The following is a 12,694-nucleotide window of genomic DNA, read 5'->3' as shown; positions in this document are numbered from 1 at the left end:
ACTTCCCCGACCAGCACAACCCGGCCACCCGCGAGGCAGGCCCAGGACGAGCGACCGCAATCACCCCGGCAGTTGCCGGTTACTGAGACACGCTCCTAGGCGATGTACGAGGGCAGCGTCGGCCGTCGCGGTGCGGTGTGGTGACGGGTCAGCGGATGCCCGCGGCGTGGAGGCGCCGGGTGGCGTCCGGGTCGATGCTGGTCCGCACGAGCGAACCGGGTGCATCCGCGGAACCGGTACTGAACGCGCTCACCACCAGCACGACGGACAGGACCGGCATGAACAGCGTCCGGACCAGCATGGCCCAGCACGCCTTGACGCCGATCCGTCCGCCGTCCTTGGCCCGCACGAGCTGCGTGCCGGTGAGGACGCCGCCGAGCGCCCGGCCGTTGCCGTAGCAGAGGCCGTAGAGCACCGGCACCAGTACGAACAACGCGAGCACCGCCCCGGCGAGGGCGCCGCCGGAGAGGGTTACCGCACGGTCCACCACGGACAGGGCGACGACACCTACCGCGACAGCGAACAGGCACACCACGAAGTCGATGAGCCAGGACATGACCTGCGCCATCGTGCCGGCCTTGACATACAGCGTGCCGTTGCCGAACATCGCGATCCGCTTGGCCTTCCGGGCACCGAGCACGTGCTCTGCCTGCGCCTGGGCGGCTTCCAGTCGGGTCAACGGCCGGCCCATGGCGCGGACTGTCACAGCGTTCTCCTGTTGTCGTCGCGAGCACGATGTGCGCCTCGCCTGGATGCGAACACCCTGCCGTGCCGCATTCCGCTGCAGAGTAGTCGACACGAACACCGTTCACGCCCGCCAGCCGAGGCGATGGTGCGGCCTCTACGTCGCTGACGTGTTGTACCGGTCCAGCGTCGCCTTGGAGGTCGACGCGTCGCGGAAGACGAGCTCCCACGGGCCGGTGTTCACGGCCATGTCCTTGCCGAATCCGACCCACTTCCCAGCCATCCGTCGGCCCGTCGGCTCGGCCAGAAGCTGGATCGCCCCGTGATAGCGGGCGCCCCGGTAGTAGCCGGCCGGGTCGGTCTGCTCCACCCACGTGCCGGTGATGACGGCACCGTCCACGGTCAGGTCCAGCGACAGAGACGAGGACGCCGATCCGGGCAGGCTGCGCGCGGTTAGCCTGTCGCCGTGCTGGAGCAGGACGACGAAGTGTTGTCCGGCGAAGGACTCCTCCCGGCCGCTGGAGTAGTACTGGTAGCGGCTGAGCCACACGCCCTCGTACGACCTGTGGGCCGTGGCGGGCTTGGGCGTCGGCGTCGGCGTGACCAGGCTCGATACGGGTGAGGTCAGGTCGTGGCCGCCATGTTTGTCGTCGGCCACGTGTCCACCGGGCACCGCGGCGAAGCCGAGCAGTGAGATGGGCAGACCGGTGACGACCTCCAGGGCGCGGGCATAGACGGGGCGCGGTGCGGCGATCACACCGGACTCCCATCGCTGGACGAGTCGCTTGTTGGCGTCGTTGGGCTCGCCGACGCGGTGGCCGGCGGCTTGGAGCGCGCGGGCGAAGTCGTCCTGGCTCATGCGCATTCCGGTACGGACGCCGCGCAGAACCGTGTTGGGGGCGGTCATGCCCGCCACGATAATGCTATGTCGCCTGAATGTCGCCACCTATGTGGTCGGCTTGTCGGCTCTTGTGCCGTCGCGATCGGTGCCACCGAGACGTCACTGTGGACGGGCAGCGGCTGAAGATGGCCGCGTGTTTTCCCTGACGGAGGTGGAGATGCCGAGCACTGGCGACGAACCGTCGATGAGCCGTAGCGAACAGATCCACGCGGTGGACCGAGAGGCGACAGAGAGGCGACCTCTCGCCGCTGCTGAGGCGGCTCTCGGCGAGGGCGTCGGTGGGCTCAGGACCGCACTGTCCCGGTTCGGGATTCCCTTGCTTCTGCGGCGGCTCGTCGGTCGGTACCTTCCGTCGTCGGCGGTGTCCGGTTTCGGCGAGCGCCTCCAGGCGATGGAGCAGGAGATCGCCCGACGGCGCTTGCTGGACCAGGCGCGAGGCGGACAACGGCCCCCGGCAGGCGACGCCTCGCGAGAGCGGGAGCGCCGCGTCTCGTACGACGCGTACCTGTCCGCCGCTGCGTTGACGTTCGCCCGGCGGCATCGGCCGGTCTGGTGCTGGCGACGGTGGAGACGGGTCTGCCGGTGCGGCGCCGACCTGCCCTGTCATTCGCGGCACCGGCTTCCGATCAATCGTGGTCACTGGCCGCAGGGGAGTGACGAGTGATCGGCGGGCCGGAGGAGACGCCGTACCCCTGCTGGCAGGTGGAATGGGCGACCAGCCGGCAGGCGCGGGCGGTCACCGCGCGGTTCCTGGAGGGCGCGCGGTGACCACCCACGGCCCGGTCATGCCGGTCTGGACCTGCGGCGGCTGCGACGGGCCCTGGCCCTGCGCGACGCGCAAGCGTGAGCTGCGCGCGGAGTACGCCGGTGCGCCGGTGTCGCTGGCCCTCTACCTCGGCGCCTACCTCGTGCAGGCCTCCGAGGACATGCCCTGGGCGCCGGCCGGTGCACTGCACCGCCGCTTCGTCGGATGGACCCGGGAGGCCGGTCCGCAGGGGCGGTGACTGCTCAGCCGCGCCGCTCCCACAGCCGCCGCCGGAACCGCATCCATTCCGCCGGTACGACGAGGCAGCCCGCCACGGCCGGCGGCACGGTCACCAGGAAGTCCGGCCACCGCCAGATCGGCGCGTCGGCTTCCCGCAGGTGGGTGGGGTGCCGGGGGTCGTAGCGGACCGCTATCACGTCGCCTGCGGCCGGCCGGTGCGCCGGGTTCTCCAGGATCGCCGTCGTGCCCACCGGTCCCGACATGTAGACGACGTTCAGGGACTTGCCGCGCCCCTCGTAGTTGGCGCGCACCACCTGCGCCTCGGCGATCCGGCCCCTGGTCTCCAGCATGCGGTTCTCCCACACCTGCCAGCCGACGAAGGTCAGGAACAGCCCGGTGAACAGGGACGTGACGAGCAGCCAGAGGCCGGCTGTCAGCGCGGTCGCCCCGTCGCCCCGCAGCAGGCCGAGGACGGCCTCCTCGTAGCGCGAGGGGCGGCCGACGTGCCCGGCGTCCGCTCCGTCGACAGCCATCCCGCCGCTCCTTCGCTGACTGTCCCGGGACCCGACGGTAGCCAGCCGGTCCAGCCCGGTGAGGACGTGGTGACGAGAAGTGAGTATGCCTGAGAGGCATGTTTATGACTCTCAGGCATATCGCTCGGAGTATCACTCTTCCGGAGACGCATGACCCTCTGTGATCGAACGACCTGGCGGCGTCGGAGGGGCGAACGCCGCCACCCGCCGGTCCGGGACCGGGGCGGCGAGCGGCAGCGTGGGCCAGGCCGCCAGGTCGTGGAGCATCTGCCGGTCGTGGGTGGCGACTACTACCGCCGCCCGGGTCGTCAGCAGGGCCGCGGTGAGGTCGTCGACGAGCGGCGCGGACAGGTGGTTCGTGGGTTCGTCGAGGATCAGCAGGTCGGGACGTTCGGCCAGGCGCAGCGCCAGGTTCAGCCGCCGTTGCTGTCCGTGCGACATCCGGCCGACCGGGGTACGCCGGGCCTCGGCGTCGAGCAGGTTCGTCGCGCCCAGCGGCAGGGCGGTGCCGGAGCCGAGACGCCCGGTGGAGTGGAGCCGTCCCACGTGCTGCTCGTACAGGTCGTGGGCGCGCATCGCCTCCGGCCAGTCGGGCACCTCCTGACCGAGGTACGCCACCCGCGCGCCGGACGGGTGACGGACCTCGCCGGTCGACGGCGCGAGGTCGCCGGCCAGCACGGAGAGCAGCGTCGACTTGCCCGCGCCGTTGGGCCCGGTCACCAGCAGGCGGTCCCCGCCGTCGAGCGTGAGCGTGACCCGGGTACGCAGGCGCCCGGTCACCGTCACGTCGTGGCACCGCAGGATCGGCAGTCCGGCCCGGGTGTCCAGCGGCGGCCAGCGCAGCGGCTGCGGCGGCTCCGGGACGGTGATCCGGTGCTCGTCGAGCGCCTCCTGCCGGCGACGCAGCGCCTGGACCAGGCCGGGCGCGCGGGACTGGCGCTGGTGCTTGCCGTGGCCCTTCTCCGGACGCCAGCCGGTGCTGAGCCGGCCCTGCGCCTCCCGTACCGCGTCGGCCAGCCGCTGGTGCTCGGCCTGCTGCGCCTCGTGGTCGCGTACCCAGTGCGCGAAGTCGCGGCGGCGCCCGTCCTGCCAGGCGGCGTAGTCCCCGGCATAGCGGCGCGGTCGCCCGTCCGCGCTGGGGTCGAGGTCCAGGAACTCCGTGGCCACGTCCCGCAGCAGGGCGCGGTCGTGGGTCACCAGCACCACGCCGCCCGGGTGCTCGCGCAGCCGCGCGGTGAGGAAGGCCAGGCTGTCCGCGTCGAGGTGGTTGGTCGGCTCGTCCAGCATCAGCAGGTCGACCCGCGCCCCGAGCAGGCACGCCAGCCGGACCCGGTAGCGCTGGCCGACCGACAGCGTCGCCAGCGGGCGGTCCCGGTCCGGGCAGGCGTCGAGACCGGCCAGCGCCACGTCGACGCGACGCTGCGCGTCCCAGGCGTCCAGCCGGGTCGCCGCGTCGAGCGCTGCCGCGTACGCGTCGTCCGCGCCCGCCCGGCCCTCGGCCAGCGCGTCGGCGGCGTCGTCCAGTGCCCGCAGCGCGCGTTCGGACTCCCGGATCGCCCCGTGGACGAGCGTGCCCACCGTCTCGCCGCTGCGTGCCTCCAGGTTCTGCCGGGCGACGCCGATCGTGCCCAGCCGTTCCACGGTGCCCTGGTCGGGCACGAGGATGCCGGCCAGCACGTGAAGCAGTGTGGTCTTGCCGCGGCCGTTCTCGCCGACGACCGCCAGGCGGGATCCGGCGGAGACGGTCACGCCGACGTCGGACAGCACGACCCGGCCGCCGCGTACGACGCGGACGCCGTCGGCCCGGACGTGCGCCCGGTGCCCGGCGGGCAGCAGGCTGTTCGAGGCGAACGGGGATGAAGGGATGTTGTCGAGGTTGTTCACAGTCCGCTCTTCGGCTCGTCGTGGAGCCGGGCAGCGCGAGGACACCGCCCGGCGGGAACGCCAGGACGGCGGAGCAGAGCTGGTACGTCAGAAGAAGCCGGTCACCCTGCCGCCGTCAGCGGAGGGACCAGGGCTTCATGACGGCGGCGTGGAACCTCATGCGGTCGACACTACCCGGAGCAGGACCGGAGATCACCGGGATTATCGGCGCAGGCGGGCGGAGGCCTCGGCGTCGAGCAGGTCGTTCACCGCCAGCGCCGAGTTGATCAGCGCGAGGTGGCTGAACGCCTGCGGGTAGTTGCCGATCTGCTCACCGGTGGAGGCGATCTCCTCGGCGTAGAGGCCGAGGTGGTTGCTGAAGGTGAACATCTTCTCCAGGGTGAGTCGGGCGTCGTCCAGCCGGCCGGAGCGGGCCAGCGCCTCGACGTACCAGAAGGTGCACATGTTGAACGTGCCCTCGTGGCCGGGCAGCCCGTCGGGGGAGTGCAGCGGGTCGTACCGGTGGACCAGGCTGTCCGAGACGAGATCCCGCTCGATCGACTCCAGCGTGGACAGCCAGAGCGGGTCGCTGGGCGTGACGAAACCGACCGCCGGCATGTAGAGCAGCGCGGCGTCGAGCACGTTCTCGTCGTACGCCTGCACGAAGCTGCCGCGTTCCCGGTGGTAACCGCGGGCCATGACCTGGTTGTAGATCCGGTTGCGCTGCTCGGTCCAGCAGTGCATGTCCCCGGGCCGGCCGGTGCGGGTGGCCAGGCGGATGGCCCGGTCCAGCGCCACCCAGGACATCACCCGGCCGAACGTGTAGTTGCGGGGGTGGTGGCGGCTCTCCCAGATCCCGGCGTCGCGCTGGTCCCAGTTGTGGCAGAGCCAGTCGATCAGGCGCACGGTGCTCTTCCACACCTGGTGCGACACACGGATGCCCTGCTCGTCGGCGAGGTGCATGGCGTACAGCGCCTCGCCGTGGATGTCGAGCTGGATCTGGTCGGCCGCGCCGTTGCCGATCCGCACCGGGCGGGAGCCCCGGTACCCCTCCAGGTGGTCGAGCACCTCCTCGTGCAGGTCCGAGGACCCGTCCACCCGGTACATGATCTTCAGGGGGTCCTGGTGGTCGCCGGCCTCGCGGATGCGCTCGTCGAGCCAGTCCATGTACCGGCTGACCTCCTCGGTGAACCCGAGGCCGAGCAGCGCGTGCACCGAGAACGAGGTGTCGCGTACCCAGGTGTAGCGGTAGTCCCAGTTGCGGGAGCCGCCGACCAGCTCGGGCAGCGCGGCGGTCGGGGCGGCGATCATCGCGCCGGTCGGCGCGTACGTCATGAGCTTGAGCGTGATCGCCGAGCGCTCGACCATCTCCCGCCAGCGGCCGGTGTAGCGGGAGCGTTCGACCCAGCGCCGCCAGTAGTCCCGGGTCCACTCGAACATGCCCTGGACCTCTTCCTGCGGGATGGTCCGGGGTTCCTCACTTCCGGTCTCCAGGATCACCCCGCCGGTGTCGCCCTCGTTGAGGGTGCCGTACGCGATGAGGTCGCCGCCCTCCATGCGGATCTCGCCGGTCTGGGCCCACAGCTGCCGAACCGGGTCGATCGGGTTGAAGGTGAGCGTCGCGGACGGGCTGCGGAACAGGTAACCGTTGCGGTGCCGCTCCAGCTCGTGGCTCTGGCGTGCGTAGTCGAACCGGGGCCGGCACTCCACCCGGAAGCGCATGCTGCCGCGCACCATGTTGACCATGCGCACGACGCGGTGCGAGTCGGTGACCCGCTCGCCGGTGACCGGCATGAAGTCCATCACCTCGGCGACGCCGTCCGCGCTGATGAACCGGGTGATCAGGATCGGTGTGCCGGGCAGGTAGAGCTGCTTGGTGACGTACCGGACCTCGTGCGGGGCGATCTGGAAGAAGCCGCCCTTGTCCTTGTCGAGCAGCGCGGCGAAGATGCTCGGCGAGTCGAAGCGTGGCGCGCAGAACCAGTCGATCGTTCCGTCACAGGTCACCAGCGCGGCGGTCTGCAGGTCGCCGATGAGCCCGTGATCCTCGATCGCCGGATAGCCCTTCACATCGCCCCCCAGGTTCCGACTGCCCTCTCCGACTCAACCTAGGGGAAGAATTGTCAGGTTAGGGATGATTCTTGGTCACCCACCCGCCCGCGCGCCACGGTGCGCCTCGACCGCCCGCCGGGTCTCCGCCTGCACCAAATCCGCGTTGATCATCGCCGCGGTCCAGGCGCCCGCCGCCGCGGCGGCGCCGACCTGCGCCGACAGGTTCGTCACGTTGCCCGCGACCCACACCCCGGGCACATCGGTACGCCCCGACTCGTCGGCCGGCAGGTACTCGCCCATCCCGCTGGGGTGCGGTTGCGGGCGCAGGCCCAGCCCGGCCAGGAACCCGGCGCGCGCCACCATCCGGGGCGCGACGGTGAGCACCTCGCGCTCGACGGTTCGGCCGTCGCGCAGGCGTACCCCGGTCAGCCGGTCCCCGGCCGTCTCGACGGCCGCGACCTCGCCCTCGACCACCGGCACGCCGCGCGCGGCGAGCTGCTCGGCCTGCTCGTCGGTGAGCGGCGGCGCGGTGTGCCGCAGGTAGACCACGTCGTCGCTCCACTGCCGGAACAGCAGCGTCTGGTGCACCGACATCGGGCCGGTGCCGATCACCCCGATCGGCCGCTCGCGCACCTCCCAGCCGTGGCAGTACGGGCAGTGCACCACGTCCCGCCCCCAGCGCTCGCGCAGGCCGGGCACGTCGGGCAGCTCGTCGATCAGGCCGGTGGCGACCAGCACGTGCCCGGCGCGTACCCGGCGGCCGTCGGCGAGCGCCACCGCGAACCCGTCGCCGTCGCGGTCCACCGTCTCGACCCGGCCCTCGGTCAGGTGCCCGCCGTAGCGGCGCACCTCGTCGCGGCCGCGCGCCAGCAGCTCGGCCGGCGGCACGCCGTCGTGCCCCAGCAGGGCGTGCACGCCGTCGGCGGGCGCGTTGCGCGGCTCGCCCCCGTCCACCACCAGCACCGACCGGCGTGCCCGGGCCAGCATGAGCGCGCCGTTGAGCCCGGCCGCGCCGCCGCCGATCACCAGTACCTCGTAGTTCTCGGTCATCGTGACCACCTCCGCGACCAGACTGCGGCGAGGTCCAGCAGAACTGCAAACTCTGTTGCTGATGTGGCAAACTCATGGGCATGGACGACGACCTCGATCAGGCCCTCGACGCGGTCGGCCCCCGGCTGCGCGCGCTGCGCCGCGAGCGGGAGACCACGCTCACCGACCTCTCCGCCGCCACCGGCATCTCGGTGAGCACGCTGTCCCGGCTGGAGTCCGGCGGCCGCAAGCCGACGCTGGAACTGCTGCTCCCGCTGGCCCGCGCGCACGGCGTCACGCTCGACGAACTGGTCGGCGCCCCACCAACCGGCGACCCCCGCGTCCACCTGCGGCCGGTCGCCGCGTTCGGGATGACCATGCTGCCGCTCACCCGCCGCGCGGGCGGCATCCAGGCGTACAAGCTGATCATCCCGGCCGGTGGGCGGTCCGAGCCCGAGCCGAAGACCCACGAGGGGTACGAGTGGGTCTACGTGCTCAACGGGCGGCTGCGGCTCGTGCTCGGCGAGCACGACCTGGTGCTCGAACCCGGTGAGGCGGCCGAGTTCGACACCCGCGTACCGCACTGGTTCGGCCGCGCCGACAGCGAGGGGGTGGAGTTCCTCAGCCTCTTCGGCAGCCAGGGTGAACGCGCCCACCTGCGCGCCCGCCCCCGCGCGTCCCGCTGATACCGGCGCGCCGGTAAACGCGCCCGCCACGGCGCCGGGGGCGCGACGATCGGCGGGTGACCTATGCGGACGTCGGCGGGCTGCGGATCTGGTACGAGGAGCACGGCGTCGGCAAGCCGCTCGTCCTGCTGCACGGCGGATACGGGTCGGCGGAGACGTTCGCGCCGGTCCGGCAGGCGCTCGCCGCGCGCCGCCGGCTGATCGCCGTCGACCTGCGGGGCCACGGCCGCACCGGTGGTCTGGACCGGCCGCTGCGGTACGAGTCGATGGCCGACGACGTGGCCGGGCTGCTGCGTCACCTCGGCCTGCCGAACGCCGACGTGCTCGGCTACTCGCTCGGCGGCGGGGTGGCCCTGCGTACCGCGATCCAGCACCCCGCCCTGGTCCGCCGCCTGGTGCTCGTCTCCACGCCGTTCCGGCGGCGCGGCTGGTACCCGGAGACGCTCGCCGCGATGTCCGCCCACGACGAGCGCGCCGCCGAGCGCATGCGCGGCACCCCGCCGTACGAGCGGTACGCGCGGCTGGCGCCCCGCCCGCAGGACTGGCCGCTGCTCTGGACCCGCAACGGGGAACTGCTGCGCCGGGACTACGACTGGTCCGCCGAGGTGGCCGCGTTGCCCATGCCGGTGCTGCTGGTCTTCGCCGACGCGGACGAGATCCCGGTGAGCCACGCGGCGGAGTTCTTCGGCCTGCTCGGCGGCGACCACCGGGACGCGGGCGGCGACGGTGCCGCCCGGCCCGCGTCCCGGCTCGCGGTGCTGCCGGGGCTCACCCACTACGACGTGGTGGCCTCGCCCGCGCTGCCGGCCGCGGTGCTGCCGTTCCTCACCCATCCGGCGCGCGCCCCCGGCTGACTCACCCCACGAGCGCCGGGGCGTCGGCGCGCTCCGCCGTGCGCGGGCGCAGCAGCGCGTACGCGAGCACGACGGCGACCACCACGAGCCCCGCGCCGACCGCGAACGCCGCGTGGAAGCCGCTGGTCAGGGCGGCGGCCCGGTCGTCGCCGAGCGCGACCCGGTCCGCGGTACGGGCGGCGGCCAGCGTGGACAGCACCGCGACGCCGAACGCCATTCCGAGCTGCTGGGTGGTGTTGAACAGCCCGGAGGCGAGACCGGCGTCCTCGGCGCGCGCGGCGGACATGCCGAGCGCGGTGAGCGCCGGCAGCACCAGTCCGAACCCGCCGGCGAGCAGCATCACCGGGAGCACGTCGGGCAGGTAGCGGCCGTCCGCAGGCACCCGGGCCAGCAGCGCGAACATGGCGGCGAGCAGCGTGAGCCCGGCGATCAGCACGGCCCGCTCGCCGAAGCGGGCGTTGAGCCGGGCCGAGACGCCGAGCGACACCGCGCCGATGACTACCGCTGCCGGCAGCAGCGCCAGCCCGGTGCCTGTGGCGTCGTAGCCGAGCACCTGCTGAAGGTAGAGCGTGACGAGGACCTGGAACGCGAACGTCGCGGCCACGGTGAGGATCTGCACCACGTTCGCCACGGCGACGCCGCGCGAGCGCAGCAGCCGCAGCGGCATGAGCGGACGGCGCGCGGTGGCCTGCCGGACCACGAACCCGGCGACCAGCGCGGCGGCGAGCGCGCCCAGGCCGAGCGTGTGCGCGGACGTCGCGCCGTACCGCTCGATCGTGACCACCGTGTAGATGCCGAGCACCAGCCCGGCGGTGACCAGCACCGCACCCGCCACGTCGGCTCCGGCGGCCAGGCCCAGGCCCCGGTCGGCGGGCAGCGTACGGACCGCGAGCGCGATCGTCGCAAGGCCGATCGGCAGGTTGATCAGGAAGATCCAGTGCCAGCCCAGCGCGTCGGTGAGCAGGCCGCCGGCGACCTGACCGATCGCCGCCCCGGCCGCGCCGGTGAACGCGAACACGGCGAACGCCCGCGCCCGCCCGGCGGCCTCGGGAAAGAGCGTGACCAGGATGCCGAGGCTCACCGCCGTGGCCGCCGCGCTGCCGACGCCCTGGAGGAAGCGGGCCGCGACGAGCGTGGCGCTGTTCGCCGCCACCCCGGCCAGCACGGAGGCGGCGGTGAACAGCGCGGTGCCGCCGAGGAACATCGTCCGGCGCCCGATCAGGTCGCCGAGCCGGCCGGCGAGCAGGAGCAGGCTGCCGAACGCGATCAGGTACGCGTTCACCACCCAGCTCAGGCCGGCGGGGGAGAAGCGCAGGTCGCGCTGGATGGCCGGCATCGCCACGGTGACGATGCTGCCGTCGAGGATGGTCATCAGGGCGCCGGTGGCGAGCACGCCGAGGGCGACCCGCCGGGAGCGGGGAGCGGACATGGAGTCCTCCTGTCGAGAGGTGCGACAGGAGAGACCGTAGCGGATAGTTCCGTTACAGACAATCTATTGAGGGACTATTGGCGGGCGCGGCGGGCCGGTTTCGGGCTCTGCACCGGCGTGGCCAGGTGACCGGCGGCCAGGCGCTCCAGCGCGCGCAGGAAGACCTTCCGCTCGTCCTCCGGCAGGCTCGCGAGTGCCTCGGCGTGCACCCGGTCGACGATCTCCTGACTGCGCGCGGCGACCCGGGCACCCTCCTCGGTGACCGCGATGATCCGCGCCCGCCGGTCCGTGCGCGCCGGACGCCGCTCGGCCAGCCCGGCCCGCTCCAGCGCGTCGACCGTCACCACCATCGTCGTCTTGTCCATGTCGCCCATCTCGGCGAGCTGGATCTGCGTACGCTCCTCGGGCAGCGCGTGCGCGAGCACGCAGTGCATCCGTGCGGTCAGCCCGATCTCGGCGAGCGCCGCCGCCACCCGGGTACGCAACACGTGGCTGGTGTGGTCGAGTAGGTACGACAGGTCCGGGGTGCTCATCCGCCCAGCGTACCGATGATTCCGTGGCGGATGATCCGGCTCGGACGCGGTCCGGGCCCGGATACGATCTTGTGAGATGTCGTCGGTGAGAGAGGTTGGGTGCGGTGAGCGACGAGCACGGCAGGCAAGTGGTGGTGGGTTACGACGGGTCTCCGGCCGCTAGCGCCGCCATCGAGGTGGGCGCGCTGCTGTTCCCCGGCGCGCACGCGTGGATCGGGCATCTGTGGACGCCTCCGTTCGCCAGCGAGGAACTCCGCAAGCGGCTCTGGACCGGCACCCGCAACATCAACGTGTTCGTCGAGGCGATCGAGCGCGAGGGCGGCCGGGAGGCCGACCGGATGACTGCGGTCGGCGTCATGCTGGGCCGGGCCGCCGGCTGGGACGCCGAGCCGCTCGTGTGCCGCAGCTACGGCGGTGAAGGGCTCCGCCTCGCCGAGCTGGCCGACGAGAAACAGGCCGACGTGCTGCTGCTCGGTTCGCGGGGCCTCGGCGGCGCCCGCGCGGTGCTCGGCAGCGTCTCCGACATGGCCGTGCACTACAGCCCGCGTCCCGTGCTGGTCGTGCCGCACCCGCTACTGACCGACGAGTACGACGCGCTGGCCGCCGGGCCGGTGGTGGTCGGCTGGGACGCCTCGGGCGGATCCGAGGCCGCGCTCGCCGCCGCCCGCCGCCTCTTCCCCGAGCGGGAGATCGTCCTGGCCGCCGTGGACGGCGACGAGGGGGACACGCCGGACACCGTCGACGGGCAGCCGGTGACCACCGTGCGCGTGCGCGCCGGCGGCGGTGCTCCCGGCCGCGCGGTGGCCGACGCGCTCTCCGCCGTCGCCACCGAGCGCAAGGCGAGCCTGGTCGTGGTCGGCTCGCGCGGCCGCACGGCGGTCCGCAAGATCCTGCTCGGCAGCGTCGCGATGGCCACGCTGCACCGCGCCCACCGGCCGGTGATGGTGGTGCCGCAGAGCCCGGTCCGCGAAGCCGAGTAGTCCTCCGGCGCGCCCGTCCGCGCCGACTGGAACATCACGGGTGTCTCCCGGCCTGCGGGAGACACCCGTGACGTTCCACCCGCCCTCCACCGCCAGCCCAGCCGGCTGGCCCGCTCGCCGTCGTGCCCAACCCGGCAGTCAATGCGGTGGAGGTAGTGCCCGCCC

The 12,694-nt window shown here is 72.8% G+C and carries 12 protein-coding genes and 1 pseudogene; 5 read left to right on the top strand and 8 right to left on the bottom strand.

What is annotated here, in order from left to right:
* Positions 1–148: 148 nt before the first annotated feature.
* Positions 149–706 (bottom strand): hypothetical protein, encoded by a 558-nt coding sequence (locus SM452_RS28770; RefSeq protein WP_357209469.1) that lies wholly within the window; start codon positions 704–706, stop codon positions 149–151.
* Between the two features lie 135 nt (positions 707–841).
* Positions 842–1,600: a helix-turn-helix domain-containing protein gene (locus SM452_RS28765; RefSeq protein ID WP_355508217.1), complete on the bottom strand. Its 759-nt coding sequence runs from the start codon at positions 1,598–1,600 to the stop codon at positions 842–844.
* A 534-nt stretch (positions 1,601–2,134) separates the two neighbouring features.
* On the opposite strand from SM452_RS28765, the pseudogene SM452_RS28760 reads away from it, so the two are divergent.
* Positions 2,135–2,353: pseudogene (locus SM452_RS28760) on the top strand (hypothetical protein).
* Positions 2,350–2,589 (top strand): hypothetical protein, encoded by a 240-nt coding sequence (locus SM452_RS28755; RefSeq protein WP_402811431.1) that lies wholly within the window; start codon positions 2,350–2,352, stop codon positions 2,587–2,589. Before SM452_RS28760 ends, SM452_RS28755 begins: the two are co-directional and overlap by 4 nt.
* A 4-nt stretch (positions 2,590–2,593) precedes the next feature.
* Here SM452_RS28755 and SM452_RS28750 read toward each other — a convergent pair whose 3' ends face one another.
* The 4 genes from SM452_RS28750 to SM452_RS28735 form a co-directional block, all read right to left on the bottom strand.
* A complete protein-coding gene (locus SM452_RS28750; RefSeq protein WP_357209471.1) occupies positions 2,594–3,103 on the bottom strand; it encodes a DUF3592 domain-containing protein in 510 nt (169 codons plus the stop codon).
* A gap of 132 nt (positions 3,104–3,235) precedes the next feature.
* On the bottom strand, positions 3,236–4,987 hold the full coding sequence (locus SM452_RS28745) for an ABC-F family ATP-binding cassette domain-containing protein (protein WP_463841081.1): 1,752 nt from the start codon (positions 4,985–4,987) through the stop codon (positions 3,236–3,238).
* A 201-nt stretch (positions 4,988–5,188) separates the two neighbouring features.
* Positions 5,189–7,036 carry a glycoside hydrolase family 15 protein gene (locus SM452_RS28740; protein WP_355508209.1) on the bottom strand — a complete coding sequence of 616 codons (1,848 nt, stop codon included), beginning with the start codon at positions 7,034–7,036 and terminating at the stop codon, positions 5,189–5,191.
* A 75-nt stretch (positions 7,037–7,111) separates the two neighbouring features.
* Positions 7,112–8,068 carry an NAD(P)/FAD-dependent oxidoreductase gene (locus SM452_RS28735; RefSeq protein ID WP_463841080.1) on the bottom strand — a complete coding sequence of 319 codons (957 nt, stop codon included), beginning with the start codon at positions 8,066–8,068 and terminating at the stop codon, positions 7,112–7,114.
* Positions 8,069–8,148: 80 nt separating this feature from the next.
* Here SM452_RS28735 and SM452_RS28730 point away from each other — a divergent pair, with 80 nt between their 5' ends.
* Together SM452_RS28730 and SM452_RS28725 are read left to right on the top strand one after the other, a co-directional pair.
* On the top strand, positions 8,149–8,733 hold the full coding sequence (locus SM452_RS28730) for a helix-turn-helix domain-containing protein (protein ID WP_091421325.1): 585 nt from the start codon (positions 8,149–8,151) through the stop codon (positions 8,731–8,733).
* Positions 8,734–8,789: 56 nt separating this feature from the next.
* The gene (locus SM452_RS28725; RefSeq protein WP_355508205.1) at positions 8,790–9,587 is read left to right on the top strand and encodes an alpha/beta fold hydrolase; all 798 of its coding nucleotides are present in this window, start codon (positions 8,790–8,792) and stop codon (positions 9,585–9,587) included.
* Position 9,588: 1 nt separating this feature from the next.
* Here the strand turns inward: SM452_RS28725 and SM452_RS28720 are convergent, their stop codons facing one another.
* Both SM452_RS28720 and SM452_RS28715 read right to left on the bottom strand, forming a co-directional pair.
* A complete protein-coding gene (locus tag SM452_RS28720) occupies positions 9,589–11,016 on the bottom strand; it encodes an MFS transporter (RefSeq protein WP_463841079.1) in 1,428 nt (475 codons plus the stop codon).
* A gap of 74 nt (positions 11,017–11,090) precedes the next feature.
* The gene (locus tag SM452_RS28715; RefSeq protein WP_355508202.1) at positions 11,091–11,549 is read right to left on the bottom strand and encodes a MarR family winged helix-turn-helix transcriptional regulator; all 459 of its coding nucleotides are present in this window, start codon (positions 11,547–11,549) and stop codon (positions 11,091–11,093) included.
* 104 nt (positions 11,550–11,653) lie between these two features.
* Here SM452_RS28715 and SM452_RS28710 point away from each other — a divergent pair, with 104 nt between their 5' ends.
* Entirely contained in the window at positions 11,654–12,529 is an 876-nt protein-coding gene (locus SM452_RS28710; RefSeq protein WP_355508200.1) for a universal stress protein, read from the top strand.
* Positions 12,530–12,694: the final 165 nt, after the last annotated feature.

The organism is Micromonospora sp. SYSU B005 (genome assembly GCF_055362685.1).
This window is presented reverse-complemented; position numbering and strand designations above follow the sequence as displayed.